This is a genomic window from Shewanella waksmanii ATCC BAA-643, from assembly GCF_000518805.1.
In the GTDB taxonomy this organism is placed as follows: Bacteria; Pseudomonadota; Gammaproteobacteria; order Enterobacterales; family Shewanellaceae; genus Shewanella; species Shewanella waksmanii.
In genome coordinates this window covers 33,142-49,445 of the sequence record NZ_JAEH01000018.1, presented here as the reverse complement: position 1 = coordinate 49,445, position 16,304 = coordinate 33,142, and the positions used below count along the sequence as shown (strand labels likewise).

The 16,304-nt window shown below is 45.2% G+C and carries 14 protein-coding genes; 9 read left to right on the top strand and 5 right to left on the bottom strand.

The features are described from left to right. Nucleotides 1-24: 24 nt before the first annotated feature. From L865_RS0110585 to L865_RS0110555, 6 genes are all read left to right on the top strand, one after another. Nucleotides 25-2,886, top strand: a complete 2,862-nt coding sequence (locus tag L865_RS0110585; protein WP_028773216.1) for a valine--tRNA ligase — start codon at nt 25-27, stop codon at nt 2,884-2,886. Between the two features lie 448 nt (nt 2,887-3,334). Then, complete coding sequence (locus tag L865_RS23535) at nt 3,335-4,006, top strand: cupredoxin domain-containing protein (RefSeq protein WP_245608422.1); 672 nt, start codon at nt 3,335-3,337, stop codon at nt 4,004-4,006. A gap of 47 nt (nt 4,007-4,053) precedes the next feature. Continuing rightward, complete coding sequence (locus L865_RS0110570; RefSeq protein ID WP_245608421.1) at nt 4,054-6,378, top strand: GGDEF domain-containing protein; 2,325 nt, start codon at nt 4,054-4,056, stop codon at nt 6,376-6,378. 12 nt (nt 6,379-6,390) lie between these two features. Next, nucleotides 6,391-7,617, top strand: coding sequence for a hypothetical protein (locus L865_RS0110565; RefSeq protein WP_051484553.1), 1,227 nt, complete (start codon nt 6,391-6,393; stop codon nt 7,615-7,617). A gap of 166 nt (nt 7,618-7,783) precedes the next feature. Beyond that, nucleotides 7,784-8,200, top strand: coding sequence for a hypothetical protein (locus L865_RS0110560; protein WP_028773213.1), 417 nt, complete (start codon nt 7,784-7,786; stop codon nt 8,198-8,200). Between the two features lie 268 nt (nt 8,201-8,468). After that, nucleotides 8,469-10,001, top strand: a complete 1,533-nt coding sequence (locus L865_RS0110555; RefSeq protein ID WP_028773212.1) for an MFS transporter — start codon at nt 8,469-8,471, stop codon at nt 9,999-10,001. 35 nt (nt 10,002-10,036) lie between these two features. On the opposite strand, the gene L865_RS0110550 is transcribed toward L865_RS0110555, so the two are convergent. From L865_RS0110550 to L865_RS0110540, 3 genes are all read right to left on the bottom strand, one after another. After that, nucleotides 10,037-12,076: an EAL domain-containing protein gene (locus tag L865_RS0110550; RefSeq protein WP_028773211.1), complete on the bottom strand. Its 2,040-nt coding sequence runs from the start codon at nt 12,074-12,076 to the stop codon at nt 10,037-10,039. A gap of 139 nt (nt 12,077-12,215) precedes the next feature. After that, the gene (locus tag L865_RS0110545) at nt 12,216-12,920 is read right to left on the bottom strand and encodes a pseudouridine synthase (RefSeq protein ID WP_028773210.1); all 705 of its coding nucleotides are present in this window, start codon (nt 12,918-12,920) and stop codon (nt 12,216-12,218) included. Between the two features lie 3 nt (nt 12,921-12,923). Further along, nucleotides 12,924-13,550 (bottom strand): helix-turn-helix transcriptional regulator, encoded by a 627-nt coding sequence (locus L865_RS0110540; RefSeq protein WP_028773209.1) that lies wholly within the window; start codon nt 13,548-13,550, stop codon nt 12,924-12,926. Between the two features lie 144 nt (nt 13,551-13,694). Between L865_RS0110540 and L865_RS0110535 the strand changes: the two genes are divergently transcribed. Further along, nucleotides 13,695-14,303 carry an NAD(P)H-dependent oxidoreductase gene (locus tag L865_RS0110535; protein WP_028773208.1) on the top strand — a complete coding sequence of 203 codons (609 nt, stop codon included), beginning with the start codon at nt 13,695-13,697 and terminating at the stop codon, nt 14,301-14,303. Between the two features lie 24 nt (nt 14,304-14,327). Then, nucleotides 14,328-14,753 (top strand): VOC family protein, encoded by a 426-nt coding sequence (locus L865_RS0110530; protein WP_028773207.1) that lies wholly within the window; start codon nt 14,328-14,330, stop codon nt 14,751-14,753. 30 nt (nt 14,754-14,783) lie between these two features. On the opposite strand, the gene L865_RS0110525 is transcribed toward L865_RS0110530, so the two are convergent. Beyond that, entirely contained in the window at nt 14,784-15,530 is a 747-nt protein-coding gene (locus L865_RS0110525) for an SDR family oxidoreductase (RefSeq protein ID WP_028773206.1), read from the bottom strand. A 228-nt stretch (nt 15,531-15,758) separates the two neighbouring features. Between L865_RS0110525 and L865_RS0110520 the strand changes: the two genes are divergently transcribed. Continuing rightward, nucleotides 15,759-15,974 (top strand): hypothetical protein, encoded by a 216-nt coding sequence (locus L865_RS0110520; RefSeq protein ID WP_028773205.1) that lies wholly within the window; start codon nt 15,759-15,761, stop codon nt 15,972-15,974. Between the two features lie 62 nt (nt 15,975-16,036). On the opposite strand, the gene L865_RS0110515 is transcribed toward L865_RS0110520, so the two are convergent. Further along, a complete protein-coding gene (locus L865_RS0110515; protein WP_028773204.1) occupies nt 16,037-16,285 on the bottom strand; it encodes a hypothetical protein in 249 nt (82 codons plus the stop codon). Nucleotides 16,286-16,304: the final 19 nt, after the last annotated feature.

Below are 16,304 nucleotides of genomic sequence, written 5' to 3'. Positions count from 1 at the left end.
TTAGTTTGAGAAGCACACGCTCCTATGGAAAAGACATACAACCCGCAATCCATTGAACAATCTCTATACCAACAATGGGAAGAGAAAGGTTACTTTAAGCCTCATGGCGATACGTCAAAGGGCAACTATTGCATCATGATTCCGCCACCAAATGTCACTGGTAGTTTGCACATGGGTCATGCTTTCCAAGACACTATCATGGATACGCTCACCCGTTACCAACGCATGAAAGGGAAAAATACCCTTTGGCAAGTGGGTACCGACCATGCGGGTATTGCGACTCAAATGCTAGTTGAGCGCAAAGTGGCGGCGGAAGAAGGGCTTAATCGTCACGATTTAGGTCGCGAAAACTTTATTGAACGCATTTGGGATTGGAAAAACCACTCAGGTGGCACCATCACTAAGCAGCTACGTCGCCTTGGCGCCTCAGTTGATTGGGATCGTGAACGTTTCACCATGGATGAAGGTATGTCTGAGGCCGTACAAGAAGTGTTTGTACGCTTGTATGAAGATGACCTTATTTACCGTGGTAAGCGTCTAGTTAACTGGGATCCTAAGCTACACACCGCGATTTCAGATCTAGAAGTCGAAAACAAAGAAAAGCAAGGCAGCATGTGGCACTTCCGCTACCCGCTAGCCGATGGCGCGTTAACAGCTGATGGTAAAGATTACCTAGAAGTTGCGACCACCCGTCCAGAAACAATGTTAGGTGACAGTGCCGTTGCCGTGCACCCAGACGATGAGCGCTATCAGTCACTTATCGGCAAGTTCATTCTACTGCCGATAGTCAATCGTCGCATTCCGGTTGTCGCTGACGACTATGTTGATATGGAGTTTGGTACAGGCTGCGTGAAAATCACCCCTGCACATGACTTTAACGATTATGAAGTCGGTAAACGCCACGCACTGCCCATGTTCAACATCTTGACCATTGATGCCGCAATTCGTAGTAGCGCTGAAGTGGTTAACACCGATGGCACCGCCAACAATGAGCTCGATAACAGTCTACCTGAGCGATACGCCGGATTAGATCGTTTTGAAGCGCGTAAGGCCATTGTTGCTGAGTTTGAAACATTAGGACTACTTGGCAAAATCGATCCCCACGGACTAAAAGTCCCTTACGGCGATCGCAGTGGTGTGGTCATCGAGCCACTACTCACAGACCAATGGTATGTGTCGGTTGCGCCAATGGCTAAAACGGCCATGGAAGCGGTGGATAACGGCGACATTAAGTTTGTACCGCAGCAGTATGAAAACATGTACAACTCTTGGATGCGTGACATTCAAGACTGGTGTATTTCACGTCAGCTTTGGTGGGGTCACAGAATTCCAGCTTGGTATGACGAAGCGGGTAAAGTCTATGTTGGCCGCGATGAAGCTGAAGTACGTGCCAAGCATAACTTAGGCAACGATGTTGTACTGCGCCAAGACGCCGATGTTTTAGATACTTGGTTTAGTTCCGCATTATGGACCTTCTCAACCTTAGGTTGGCCAGAAGACACCGAAGCACTGAAAACCTTCCACCCAACCGACGTGTTGGTTACAGGTTTTGACATTATTTTCTTCTGGGTAGCCCGCATGATCATGATGACCATGCACTTCATCAAAGATGAAAACGGTAAACCTCAGGTGCCTTTTAAAACCGTGTATGTAACAGGTCTCATCCGCGATGAAGCCGGTAACAAGATGTCGAAGTCTAAGGGTAACGTGCTTGATCCTCTCGACATGATTGACGGTATCGACCTTGAAAGCTTGGTTGAGAAGCGTACCGGCAACATGATGCAGCCTAAACTGGCGGCTAAAATTGAGAAAAGTACCCGCAAAGAGTTCAGTGAAGGGATTGAAGCCCACGGTACCGATGCATTGCGCTTTACATTAGCAGCAATGGCATCGACAGGACGTGACATCAACTGGGACATGAAGCGTCTAGACGGTTACCGCAGCTTCTGTAACAAGATTTGGAACGCCTCACGCTACGTGTTGATGAACACTGAAGAGCAAGATTGTGGTCAAGCTGGCGGCGAGATGCAACTGTCATTGGCTGACCGCTGGATCACCGGTTTGTTTAATCAGACAGTGAAGAGCTTTGATGAGCATATGGCCAGCTACCGTTTTGATTTGGCAGCCAATACCCTTTATGAGTTCACTTGGAACCAGTTCTGTGATTGGTACCTAGAGCTGACTAAACCAGTACTGCAAAATGGTACTGAAGCAGAGCAACGTGGTACGCGCCATACATTGGTGACCATCCTAGAAGCTATGCAACGCTTATTGCACCCAATGATGCCCTATATCACCGAGACCATTTGGCAGCGTGTTAAGCCGCTAGCTGGCGTTGAAGGTGATACCCTAATGTTAGCGCAGTTCCCGCAATATCAAGCGGAGCAAGTTAACAGCCAAGATATGGAAGATCTTGAGTGGGTTAAGCAAGTCATTACTGCTGTGCGTAATATTCGCGCCGAGCTTAACATCGCCCCATCTAAACCGCTTAACGCCCTACTAAAAGGTGTGAGCGCGCAAGATAAAGCACGTGTTGAAGCCAACCAAACCTTCTTTGCAACCTTAGCTAAGCTTGAGTCAATGACCATTCTTGCTGACGGTGAAGAAGCGCCAATGTCGACCACGCAACTGGTGGGAGAGATGGAACTGCTTATCCCTATGGCAGGCTTAATTGATGTGGCCAAAGAGCTGGCACGTATCGATAAGCAGCTTGAGAAAGTAACTGGCGAGTTTAAGCGTATTGAAGGCAAGCTATCTAACCAAGGTTTTGTAGCTAAAGCGCCGGCAGCCGTGATTGAAAAAGAACGTGCTAAGCAAGCTGAATATCAACGAGACATGGATAAGCTCATTGAGCAAAAAGCGGAGCTCGCTAAGCTAGAGAGCTAATTTGCTCACGCTAAATCGCTAAACATTCACTAAAAAAGCAAAACATCAGTTTTGCTTTTTTTATGTCTAGCATTTAACAAATCCATACCGCCGACATTGCAGCCACATAGACGATTCCACATAGGCCAACTTATCGCTGACGGCTCCACACTGACTACTCAACACTGACAGGCTTTCTGCTGCTGCGTAAACGCGGTCAACAAGCTGCTATCCAAAGCCACAGTGGGCAGCAGGTATAGCTTTGCCACCAAACCAGTCAGCGTTTTGAAGGTATAAATGCGTAGACCCATAGGTAGTAACAATTGATCATATTTTGCTACGCTTATAACAGCTTGAAATAATTATCATGATTCCCCGTTCTATTATCTCAAGCGGTACAGGTGAGTCACATCCAAGCTGGATAACTGACCTGATGAGGATTGGTATAACGGCATAATAAGAGGTTGTTGTGGGCAGCAAAGGTATCAAAAAATTTATCCCCCTCGTTGGCGCGATGATCGCAGCCATAGGGTTACCAGCATCAGCGACTGAAATCGTTGTACATAACGCTGACGGTGAGCCAATGTCAGGCATGGTGGTGTATTTACAAGCTGATGCCACCAACCAGGCGACCAAGGTTGACACAATCCGAGAACCGATTGAGATCCATCAGTACAACAAGCAATTCACCCCCTATATCACCGTGATTCAAAAAGGCTACCAACTGCAATTTATCAATGACGATGATATTACCCACCACATCTATTCCGCATCTGGACCAAAACGTTTTTCATTCAAGTTGAAAAAAGACAATGCCCAAAAACAGATGCTATTTGATGAAACTGGGCATATTTCTATGGGCTGTAATATCCACGATTGGATGAGTGGTCATGTGTTGGTGGTTGATACCCCCCACTTTGGTGTGACAGATGAGCAAGGTACTGTTAACTTAGAACAAGTAGCAGACGGACACTATCAAGTCGTTATTTGGCATCCACAATTACTCAGCCAAGATAACATCGCCACATCTGTTGGCCAGTGGCCATTGAGCCAAGCCATGACTATCAGTGTCGCCGCTCCCATGGCAGATATTCCGACCCAACAAAGTTTGGATGATTTTGAATTTTTGGAAGGATATTAACGTTCGATATGTTTAATCGAATTCAGACAAGGATTTTTGCGTTTTTCGTGATCTTATTGATCGCTGTGCAAGCGATCTCGTTTGCTATCACTTTTTACGCCAACAAACGCCTTGAGCAACAGCAACTGGGCAATCAACTGTCTATTGCTGAATTAGTCTTTAAATCTGAATACGACAATCGTAATTACTACCTGTCAGCGTTTGCCGAAACCGCTGCAAAAGACTTCGGTCTTAAGGAAGTCTTTATTGATAACGACCGCCGTAGCTTCTTAGTTGCCCTTAATAACCACCGTAAGCGCATCAATGCCGATCTTGCCATAGCAGTCGATAAACAAGGTAAAGTGATTGGTGAATTGCTGTTAACGCCCGCAGGCGTCGATCAAGGTAAAGTCAAAGTTGGCCCAGAGCAGGGTAACTTGTTTCGTTATCCCTTAGGCTCTGAATTTGACAACAACAGCCCACTTTACCCCTTAGGCGAACATGTCTATCAGTTAAAGTTCGCCCCCATTACTAGTGGCGCGGCTAATATCATTGGCTGGATCGGCTTTGGCTACATTATTGGAGATGAGCTGACCCACTCGCTATCGCAACAAACCGGCCTCAATACAGGCTTTATGCTAAGTGGCGATAATCAGGCTCAGCAAATCATTAGTTTATCTGCTGGCGAGCTGTCTACAAGCGACAGCCAAGTCCTCAATGACTTTATTCAGCAAGGTGTGCGTAGCGAAGAATATCAGTTATGGCAGGCTTTCTTAGGTGAAATTAAGGGCAGAAAGTTACACGCTTTTATGTACTTAAGCCGCACCGATGCACTTGAATCATCGCAAGCGCAATGGCTGCAGCAACTGATGTTGATTCTGCTGATGTTGCCGTTGTCGTTAATGGTTGCCTACATCATCGCCCGCGGCGTCACTAAACCGATTACCCAATTAATCACCCAAGCCCGATTTATTGCTAAAGGTAATTACCACACTAAAGTAGAGGTGGGTTCTAGCACTGAAATGCAAGCGCTAGCACAAGAGTTCACCGAGATGCAGCAAGCGATTTTAAGCCGCGAAAACAAGATTGCATTTCAAGCCTTCCACGATCCGCTCACCAATTTAGGCAATAAGAATGAGCTTGCAAGGGTCACCCAAGCTTGGTTTGAGCAAAAAATGCCACTGGCGTTATGTCAGATCAACATTCGCCGCATGACTGAAGTTAACGGCACCTTAGGCCATGAAGTCGGGGATAAAGTCATTGAAGAGGTGAGCCGCCGACTCAATAACTTCAACAATATTGACTTAGTGTGCCGTCTTAACGGCGACGAATTTGTCGTGGCAATCAAGCAAACCGAAGCCAAAGCGATCAGGAGCTTGATAGCGCAAATCCAGCAATCGATTGAAGCTGAGTACTGCTACCAAGATATCTCTTTGCATTTACAGCTGACTATCGGGGTTAGCTTTGTCCATTACCCAAGTGATTTAGAAACCTTATTGCGCCAAGCCGATACCGCACTGCAGCACGCCAAAAAGCATCGCTTAGATGTACAGATTTACCACCAGCAAATAGATGTAAATAGTGTCGACCGTTTGCAGCTGATCAACGAGCTAAAACCCGCTATAGCCAATGATGAATTAGTGCTTTACTACCAACCTAAGCTGAACCTATCACTGAACAAAGTCACTCATGTCGAAGCCTTAGTGCGCTGGCAACATCCCGATCGTGGCATGATCCCACCGGATACGTTTATCCCGATTGCTGAGCAGATGGGACAAATGAATGCCCTAACCCGCTGGGTCATTAATTCTGCATTAACCCAATACTTAGATTGGCAGGCACAAGGTGTGGACTTAGCAATTGCGGTGAATATCTCTGCAGAGAACCTTAAAGATCCGGATTTCTGTGACTATGTGCTAACAACTATTGCCAACAAAAAGGTGCCCATTGAGGCACTCACCCTTGAGATCACTGAAGATGCTGTGGTTGCCGATCCTGAAAATGCCATTAAGCAATTATCAGTGCTAAAACAGCACGGTTTGAAGCTGTCCATTGATGATTATGGCACCGGCTACTCTTCACTAGCCCAATTAAAACAGTTGCCCGTAGACGAGCTTAAGATTGATAAGTCATTTGTACAGAATCTGATGATCAATAATGATGACCAAATCATCGTCGCTTCCACATTGCAATTGGCCCACAACTTAGGCCTAGGCGTTGTCGCCGAAGGCATTGAAAACCAAGCCACACTCAGTTGGCTAACCGAACGTGGCTGTGAAATGGGCCAAGGGTTTTATCTATCTAAACCCATAGATGCGCAGGCATTGACCTTATGGTTGGCAAAGTCTGGCTATCAGCGTAAACGTCACAACACTGTCGTAGAACTCAATTAACAAGGGGCACGGATGAGATACTGGCTATGGATGCTATGTTTTTTAACTGCAGATATCACAGCTGCAGAACATAAGTTCAGCGGAGTACTCGATGTAAGAGCCAGTTATACCGACGGAATTGATTCCTATGTTGATGGTGGCCTAGGCAAGCTGCGATATGATGATGGTAGCCAATTTTCCATAGCGCAAGCGGGATTAACCTATCAATTGGCCCTAGACAATGGCTTAGCGGCGCACGTGACTGCTAATGGCTATTTAGACGGCGTACGAGATAGTCTAGGGATCACTGAAGCCTTCGTTAAGTATCGTGGTCTACCCTCGCAAAACGGTTTTAGAGTGCAAGCTAAATTAGGGTTAATGTATCCCAGTATTTCACTTGAAAATGTCGCCACCGCTTGGTCTTCCCCCTATACCCTCAGTTATTCAACCATCAATAGTTGGCTTGGAGAAGAATTTCGTCATATCGGTGCTGAAGTCACCCTAGAACATTTAGGGAAGTTCACTAACAGCCAGCATGATTTTGCCCTGTCAGCAGCGACCTTTCAGCACAATGATACCGCGGGGGCGATGTTGGCTTGGCATGGTTGGACAATGAGTTCGAGACAAACCTTGATTCAAGAAACTCTGCCGCTGAGTAATATGCCAAGCTTATCTGGCGGTACACTCAAAGATCAAGCAGCGGGATCAGACCCTTTTTTAGAACTCGATAGTCGTTTTGGTTACCACGTGAAAGGCAGCTGGCGCTACAAAGGCAAAGGCGAACTGTCTGCCGGCTACTACGACAATAACGCCGATACCTTAGTGTTTGAAAACGGCCAATATGCTTGGCGCACCCGTTTCTTTCATATCGACAATAAATGGCACCTCCCCTATAAAATACTGCTACTTGCTCAATATATGCGGGGCGATACTTTGATGCAGTCTCCCCAAGGCATTGACGTGGTAAACAACCAGTATCAGTCTGCTTACCTACTACTTAGCCGCCGCTGGCAGCAACATAGACTGACCTTGCGTTTCGAAAAGTTCGATGTAACAGATAACGACCTGACACCCGATGATGACAATAATGAAGACGGTTATGCCATGACGGCATCGTATCAATACCGCCTAAGTAAAGGCTGGTTTCTACAGGCTGAATACAACCGCGTTGACTCCAGTCGCGCCGCTAGAGTCGAACAAGGTTTGCCCTATGACTTGATAGAACAGCAATGGCAGCTAGCCAGTCGCTGGTATTTTTAATCGGCACGGCAATAGCGGCGCTTTACTCTACAATTCATCAAGCTCATTTCTGCCTGCGCACTATATTAGCGATCACACATTAATGCGATTAATTATCATTTAGCTTTAAAGCCAAGCAGAATATTGTTATATTGCTCTTCGCAATTGGGTTGGCTGAGGTGATATTGTGAATGCTAAAAAAGCACTAAAAAAGCTCAAAAAAAGTGGCAAAAAAGCCAACGAAAAAACCATTAAGCAACTTGATGCGTTACAGAAACGGATCATCGAGTTAGAGGTTGCTAACCTCGAATTACGCGACGAACTCAAACAGATGTCGCAACATGCCACTCAATCTACAACCAGCCAAACTTCAATGCCACAGATTGCAAGCCCTTCGGTGCCGGATAGCAATGAGCAGCGGTTAACACCCCCGCCTATTGCTAAAACTAAACCTGCGAAAATAGCAACTGTCACTCAATTGCTACCATCTGCTGCTCAAGTCCTAGTTGGCCAAGTCCCTTATAAAGCTTCACCATGTAAAAAATGCCCAGCCCTGTGCGGAGGCTTGTGCAAATGTGCAATGAAAAAACAGCGCGTCGGTTAAATAATCTTCGTTAAGCCTTTAAATTAACACTCTGTATCATAGCCCACCTACGACTTACTACGACGACTTAATTAACTTTGCCCTTAAAGATGCCGACAACATGAGATTTGCTCATTAAGTATCACAACAAGCGTACAAGTATGGATTTGGCGCTGTTCTTTTGCAGCAAATTAGGTAAAGTGTGGCAAGCACTCACAAGCGCTTAGCGTTCTGGCAAACTTGCTAGTCGCAAATAACAACAATAAACAACAAATTGTAAAGGATAACTATGAGCGACCCTAAGAACCCTTATGCGGATAATGATCTGCGTGAGGTAAAACAGCTCGGTATGTGGGCCTCCATTGCCAGTTTGAGCTATGTATTTTGGATTGTTGGCGGTATGGAGCTGGTCGAACGTATCGCATACTACGGCGTTAAAGCCAGTGCCGGTCTCTATGCTAAAGCCCCAGTATCGGAAGGTGGCCTGGGTATCAGCCTAAATGATTACGGTGTCATCATCGCAATTTGGGCATTTATGCAGACCTTTATTCCAGTTTTTACCGGCGGCATTTCTGACCGTGTAGGTTATAAAGAAACGATTTTCGCCTCAACAATCATTAAGATTGCAGGCTATTTAGTCATGGCATTTTTCCCAAGCTTTTGGGGATTCTTATTTGGGGCGATTTTGCTCGCGGGTGGTACCGGCATATTCAAACCCGGGATTCAAGGCACCTTAGTATTATCAACAGGAAGGCAAAACACCTCGATGGCTTGGGGTATCTTCTACCAAGTCGTTAATATTGGTGGTTTCCTTGGCCCGCTAGTTGCGGTACATATGCGCCAGCTATCTTGGGACAATGTGTTCTACGCCTGCGCAGCGATAATCTCTCTTAACTTCCTATTTTTGCTCGCATATAAAGAGCCGGGTAAAGAGGAGCGCTTAGAGCGTAAGCGTAAGATTCAAGCGGGTGAGATACAGCAACAAGCGCTTTGGAAAGATGCGTGGCATGAGTTGAAAAAACCTGTCGTTATCTACTATATGTTGGTGTTTTCTGGCTTCTGGTTCCTATTTAACTCACTGTTTGATGTGTTACCTATTCATATTGCTGAGTGGGTAGATACCAGTATCATTGTGACCTCATTGTTTGGTCCAGAAGGCACCTCAAACGGGGTGATCCAATTCTGGCTAGGTTTGGATAACACCGGTACCAAGGTTATGCCTGAAGGTATGCTCAACCTCAATGCAGGTATGATCATGACCTCCTGCTTCTTGGTTGCAGCACTAACCGCCAAGTATCGTATCACCACGGCCATGCTCGGTGGCTGTTTAATGAGCATCATCGCATTTTTCCTGATTGGCGCAACCAACGCAGCGTGGATGATGGTATTGGCCATCGCGATGTTCTCATTTGGTGAAATGATGATCAGCCCTAAAAAGAATGAATTTATGGGTAACATTGCCCCTGAAGGTAAAAAAGCCATGTACTTAGGCTTTGTAATGCTACCTCAGGGTATCGGCTGGACCTTAGAGGGCTACTTTGGCCCTAAGCTATACGAGATGTACGCGTCTAAAGAAATTTTCTCGCTGCAGTTACTGGCAGAGCGAGGTATGAGTGCCCAAGAGATCGAGGCGATTCCTCAAGGTGAGGCGTTTACTACGTTGGTGAGTTATACCGGCGAATCTGCACAAGCACTGACAACCTTACTATACAACACCCATGACATTGGCATGGCTTGGTATATCATTGGCGCCATTGGCACTATCTCCGCCGTTGGTATCTACCTCTACGGCAAGTGGTTACTCAAACTGCAACGAGCTTAACCACCGGATTAAAAAAGCAGCCAATGGCTGCTTTTTTATTGCTTAACCACAGCAGACGAAGTGCCAAGTTGCTGCGATAAAATCATGTAGCGCTTGGCCTCTTCTCGCGGCAACGCTTTGGCATAAAGCCATCCTTGTACATAATCGACACCCGCAAGCTTAACAAATTTGGCTTCCTCGGTCGTTTCCACACCTTCGGCAATCAGGCTAAACCCAAGGCTTTGGCACAACATACAAGTGTGCGAATAAAGCGTTCGCCCTTTAGGGTTAACAATGTTTTCTAACAGGGTTCTATCTAGCTTAATGCCATCAATTTTAACCTTGCTAAGTAAACTAATACTTGAAAAACCGGTACCGAAATCATCAAGCAAAATAACAAAGCCAGCGTCTCTTAGGCGTTTGATGCAGCTTTCAATACGTTCAAAATCAATCATGAATGCCGACTCTAGCAGCTCTATCTCAATCGATTGGGCATATTGACCGAGCTTTTCAAACAGCAAGGTTTGAATGGCTTCATCAATAATATTATTGGGATTAAGGTTGAGGCTAACCTTGGGGAAGAAATTACTGCCGTGCCATTTGAGCATATCTTCAGCCAAACGGTTTATCACAAAGGTATCAATCAAATTGGAATACCCAGCTTGGTCAAACTCCTCAATGAAATAGGGACCGACCACATTGCCTTCGCTATTTTTTAGTCGTAATAATGCTTCAAAGCCCACGGCCACATTATGTTCAACATCAACCTTAGGCTGATAATAGAGTAGCAACTCACCATTCAACACCTCTTTCATTGTCTTCTCTAAATTGCGATTGTGCTCAATGGATTGCTGCTGTTTTTGTGAGTAATTTTGCTCGGCAATTTTGTCGATATCGTGTTGAAGTTGTACCCGTTTAATCATGGTTGCATCAATGCTATTGACGCTTGAAATCAGATTAGAGCGCTTTACAAAAGGCAGGTATATCACTACACCTAAGGCGATTAATATCAGCTGCAGGATCACCACACTCAAGCCTTGGCCCGCAATAAGACCATTAAGAATAGTCGGGGTTACCCAGGGAAACCCTTGGCCGGTAAAGGCGATAAAGCCATGTTCTACAGCAAAATAGCCGATCAACATATTCAAACAAGGCACCAGTACAAAAGGCAATACTAGCCTAGGGTTAAAGATGATCGGCAGACCATAGATCAGTATTTCGTTAATATTGAACAACGAAAACGGTAATGAAATACGTGCAACGTTAATCGCATTACGATCTTCCGCTGCAATAAAAATAGCAATAAGCAAAGACAGGGTTGCCCCACTGCCGCCAAAGAGGACAAACAGATCCATAAACTGCGCGATAGTGAGCGCCGGAAACACCTGCTGCAATCCATTGTCGACGCCAACAACCAGCAGGTACGCATTATCACCATGTACCCCAAAACACCAAAGGATATGGGTGACGAGCACTCTAAAAAACACTTGGCTAAATAGGCCTGCCCCAGCCAACTGTTGTACAAAGGGCTCAAGTATATTTTGCGCTAGCTCACTCACCATCCACACACTGCTGGTCACCACAATAAAACAGATTATCAACGGCAGCAGCATATTCAAATGCTGTTTAAGGTAACCACTTAACGAGGTACTTGTCAGTATCTGTAGGCGCTCAATCGACATCACAAATTGCAGGCTATAGGCCATAACAATGGGAATTATCACGGCTCTGGGATCACCGAAAAACTGGCTAAAGCTCTCGCTGTCGATAGACACGCCGTGAACATGAATATGTAAGGCAATTAATGCGCTAATGGATAACGATGCCACGACGACGGCAGAAATATTGAGATATTTGGCAAAATGAAATGACAATGACAACATCGCCATTAACGGAAAAAATGAGGACAACACAATGCCGAACTCTCGCAGCCACGTATAAAAGGCATACTGCTGCCATTGCGGCTGCCACACATCGACTAACGCAAGAATTAACGCCATTAGCGAGTTTACAAAAAGAAATGGCAACAGAGCGATAAAGGATTCGCGAATCGCTATTAAGAATCGACGTTCTGCAACCTTTTGTGTGCCCGGCATGCTGTCCTAAAGTGTTTGTGGCTAACACTTTAAGTTAGTCTAAAAACAGCAAAATAGACAAATAACTCAATATAAACAGTGCAGAATATTGGTCGGCCTAAAAATCAGTAATATTGACCTCGATGGCACGACAACGACGCTAAATTTGGCTGACCTCGTCGGCGCTCAACATTCTGCTTTGGCCAACCTGCAAGCTGTCATCGAGGACAAGGTTGCCCACTGCAAACCGATGTAAACCAATGACTGGGTTTCTAAATCGGCCAAACATGCGCTTGATCTGATGATAACGCCCTTCGGTCAAGGTCACTATAGCGCTTGTCGTATCAATGATTTCCAATTGCGCCGGTTGAGTAACAATGTCTTCATACTCAAAATACATCCCCTGTGCGAAAGCCTCTACATAATCATCATTTAATGGATTTTGTAGTGTAACGCGATATCGTTTAGCCACCTTGTGCTCGGGCGCCATTAAACGTTTTGACCATTGTCCATCATTGGTCAATAACATTAATCCAGAGGTATTGAGATCTAATCGGCCTACGATATGCAGTTGCTGCTTGTCTTGATGGTCAATAAGGTCTAAAACGGTTTGGTGTTTATCATCAACCGTAGCGCTCACCACCCCCACCGGCTTATGCTGCATAAGGTAAACGGGCTGTTGCGCTTGCAGCACCTCATCGTGCAGACAGATATGACTAAACTGATTGATTTGCATGGCGACATCGCGAGCTACAACTCCATCGACGGTCACTGCACCTTGCGCCACAAGCAGGCGTATCTGTTTGCGCGGCAACTGTTGGTGTTGGCTAATGAATCGATCCAAGCGACTTCTATTTGATCTCATGGTTTAAGCGGTCAAGGGGGTTAATTTGTAGGCGCATCGTCTAGCACCTTCGATGATATGCTCTTCACGGCTAACACTCGCTAAGTCACCCAGTAAGCTCTGAAATAGTGCTAATTCGGAACGACAGAAATTTAGACAACCACTGGCCGCAGCACAAATAGGGCAATGATTTTCCAATAGCCAGTAGCACTGGCCATCAAACTCAACATTGGCCACATAGCCCTCTTCAGTACGAATTTGTGCTAACTCATTGAGTTTTCCTGCCAAGTCCGGGTGCGATTGCAGGCGTTGTGAATACTGCTTATAGCTTTGCTGCTCACGGTGAGCAATAAGCTGTTCTAAGCCACCGTCGCCAAAAACAGTGACCACAGACTCAATCAATTGACTGGTAAGATCATCATGTCGATCGGGAAAGAACTTATTGGTACTTGCTGTTAAAGCCCAATAACGTGTCGGTCGACCACGGGCGGCTTTTTTATCTTCAAAAACTAGCATGCCGTCGTCTTCCAATGACTGCAGGTGCTGACGCACTCCCATAGTCGTCAAAGCAAACTCGCTCGCGAGCACTTTAGCCGTCGTAGGACCATGCTGCTTAATATACTCAATAATACGTTCACTGGTTTTCTTCACATGCGTACCTGTTTCAGCCTATCGCTATAGGTCTATTATTACCTATTCACCACTTAAGTAAACTTTTTTATTTACTTTATACTTTACTTTATTAAGTAAAGCATTTACCTTATATAATATTAAGTAAATAAAAAGGATTACATAATGAACTTACTCATCATCAGTAGCAGCCAAAGAGCAGCCTCACAAAGCGACAAGGTAGGTCGATACTTAAGCGAGTCAGAGACGCAATTTGAACAAATTAACTATGTGGAATTATGTCGTTACCAAATTCCATTCTGGGATGGCAGTCAAGAAAGTAAAGCGGCATTAGGTAGTGATTGGAGTGCGCTAAATGATCTCGTTGCAGCCGCTGATGCCATGATACTCATAACGCCTGAATGGGGAGGAATGGCATCCCCCATTTTGAAGAATTTTTTATTGATGTGTGACAACCAAACCACCGCCCATAAACCGGCGTTGTTAGTGTCAGTGTCTAGCGGCATAAGCGGCGCCTACCCAATTGCAGAGCTACGAATGAACGCACTTAAAAATAATAAGATGATTGCCTTACCCGATCACCTGATCATTCGCGATGTCACCCAAATGTTAGAAGCAGATAGCAAGGATAATAGCCGCGATCAGCAACTTAGGCAGCGTATTAGCTACAGTCAGCATATGCTTTATCAGTACGCCCAAGCGTTAGCGGTTATTCGTCACAACCATCAGCACAAGCCCTACCCGAAACAACAAGAATACATTTACGGCATGTAATACCAATCAAACAAGGATAAGACTATGATTCATTTAGAGCACATTAATTTAGTAGTCAGAGACATACCAACAGCACTGAGGTTTTACCAAGCCGCCTTCCCACATTGGTCTGTGCGGGGTGGGGGAACGGGTAGCTGGTATGGGGTGGCACGTCAATGGGTACATTTTGGCGATGATTATCAGTACATTGCGTTTAATGACGATGGCGACAGTGATAACCGCGATTTAAGTGGCCATCAAGTCGGGCTAGCCCACTTTGCTTTTGTTACCGATAACTTAGATGCCATCATCGAAAGACTAGCAGCTGCCGGTTTTAACATCGACAAAGACGGTGCCGAAGATCCCTATCGCCGCAATGTCTACTTTATTGACTCAGATGGCTATGAGATTGAGTTTGTACAGTACCTAAGCGATATTCCTGCGCTGCGTAACCGCTACGATGAGTGCTAATTTAACTCAGCCTAAAAGCCATAGGTGCCGTTAACTGAATTTGCGTAGTACAGACAACGGCACAAACTTCAACAAACGATAGACTACTGACCAAGGCCAACTGGGCACATAACTATGACGTCGCTCCTGCTCTATCGCAGTGAATAGGGCTTTGCCACCGGTTTCAAGGTCGACAATAAAAGGTACTTTTTCCACTTTGGCGTTGATCTCAGTACGAATAAAGCCTGGGTGTATGCACGACACCTTAATAGGAGTGCCTAACATCTCAACCGCGAGACCTTCTGTCATTGAAGTTAATGCGGCTTTTGTTGCGCCATAAACTGTCAGAGCTCGCCTAAACCCCCTAGCGGCGCTAACTGAAGAGATAGTCACCAAATGGCCGGAGTTTTGCCTTCTAAAAATTTGCATTGCTGCTTCAGTTTGCGCTAAAGCGGCAACAAAGTTAGTCATTGCCGTTGCCTTATTGGCTTCAAATTGCCCAGTACCTATGCTGGCACCTTTGCCAATGCCGGCGTTAATAATGATCCGGTCCAGCCCGCCAAATTGCTCGGCTGCTTGCTCAAATACGCTGAAAACCGCTTGGTGATCATCAACATCAAGCTGCTGAATCAACACCTTTATACTGGGATTGATCTGCTTCAATTGGTGCTGCAACTGCTGCAAGTTATCTAGCCGTCTGGCACATAACACTAAATCACGACCATGTGCTGCGAACTCAATGGCCATCTGCTTACCAAGCCCCGAACTTGCGCCTGTTATTAGTATCCTTTTACGCATATCCATCCCAAACTGAACAATGACTCTAGAACCTAATGCTTATATAAGTAAATGTAAACCATTAAGGATTATATGACGCCAAAAAAAATTACAACTAAATATTGAGATTACAGTCGGAAATTTCGCTGAAAAGCATTATATAAAATCGTCATTAATTAAGTAATGATGGAGTTGAGTAACACTCAAAAATAACAATCAGAAATAACAACCACTACAAGGAATTAGTAAATGAATATCAAAAAAACACTCGCGTTAGCCGTCACTGCCATCGCAATCTCTACCGCAGTACAAGCTGCTTATTGGGAGTTTTCCATCTACTCATATGTCGATGACAATGGTGTTGAAGTCGGCCGAGTTTATATCCCGTGCTTTAACCGTAAAGCGGTCCTTACCGGTGTTAGAACCAGTAATAAAGTACTGGTAGAGCGCGGCGTGTGCGCATAGGGAACAAGTACCGCTAACGACGTCTGTTGGCGGTTTTTCAGTTCAAACTAAAACATAAAATGCTAGTAGAAATATATTAAGGCAGCAAACAGGACAACATAAAATACAATACCTAAAGCACAAACAGCATTAAAATCTTTACTTTTAATTCGCTTTTCTCGGCTAAAAATAGCAGGTAGATATAATGGCTTTTGTATTTTCCCAAAGGAAAATATCGCCAATAAAACCGCCCCTGTTGTATAAAACAACACGGACAAAACTAACTCCCATACAACCCAAAAAATCAGTTCTGCCGCAAACTGCGCCACCATGAGTCCTCCTTGAAATGAT

Excerpts from the sequence above, each read along its gene's own strand:
- L865_RS0110585 (WP_028773216.1), top strand. The coding sequence starts at position 25 with ATGGAAAAGACATACAACCCGCAATCCATTGAACAATCTCTATACCAA.
- L865_RS0110565 (WP_051484553.1), top strand. The coding sequence starts at position 6,391 with ATGAGATACTGGCTATGGATGCTATGTTTTTTAACTGCAGATATCACA.
- L865_RS0110555 (WP_028773212.1), top strand. The coding sequence starts at position 8,469 with ATGAGCGACCCTAAGAACCCTTATGCGGATAATGATCTGCGTGAGGTA.
- L865_RS0110550 (WP_028773211.1), bottom strand. The coding sequence starts at position 12,076 with ATGCCGGGCACACAAAAGGTTGCAGAACGTCGATTCTTAATAGCGATT.
- L865_RS0110545 (WP_028773210.1), bottom strand. The coding sequence starts at position 12,920 with ATGAGATCAAATAGAAGTCGCTTGGATCGATTCATTAGCCAACACCAA.
- L865_RS0110535 (WP_028773208.1), top strand. The coding sequence starts at position 13,695 with ATGAACTTACTCATCATCAGTAGCAGCCAAAGAGCAGCCTCACAAAGC.
- L865_RS0110530 (WP_028773207.1), top strand. The coding sequence starts at position 14,328 with ATGATTCATTTAGAGCACATTAATTTAGTAGTCAGAGACATACCAACA.
- L865_RS0110525 (WP_028773206.1), bottom strand. The coding sequence starts at position 15,530 with ATGCGTAAAAGGATACTAATAACAGGCGCAAGTTCGGGGCTTGGTAAG.
- L865_RS0110520 (WP_028773205.1), top strand. The coding sequence starts at position 15,759 with ATGAATATCAAAAAAACACTCGCGTTAGCCGTCACTGCCATCGCAATC.
- L865_RS0110515 (WP_028773204.1), bottom strand. The coding sequence starts at position 16,285 with ATGGTGGCGCAGTTTGCGGCAGAACTGATTTTTTGGGTTGTATGGGAG.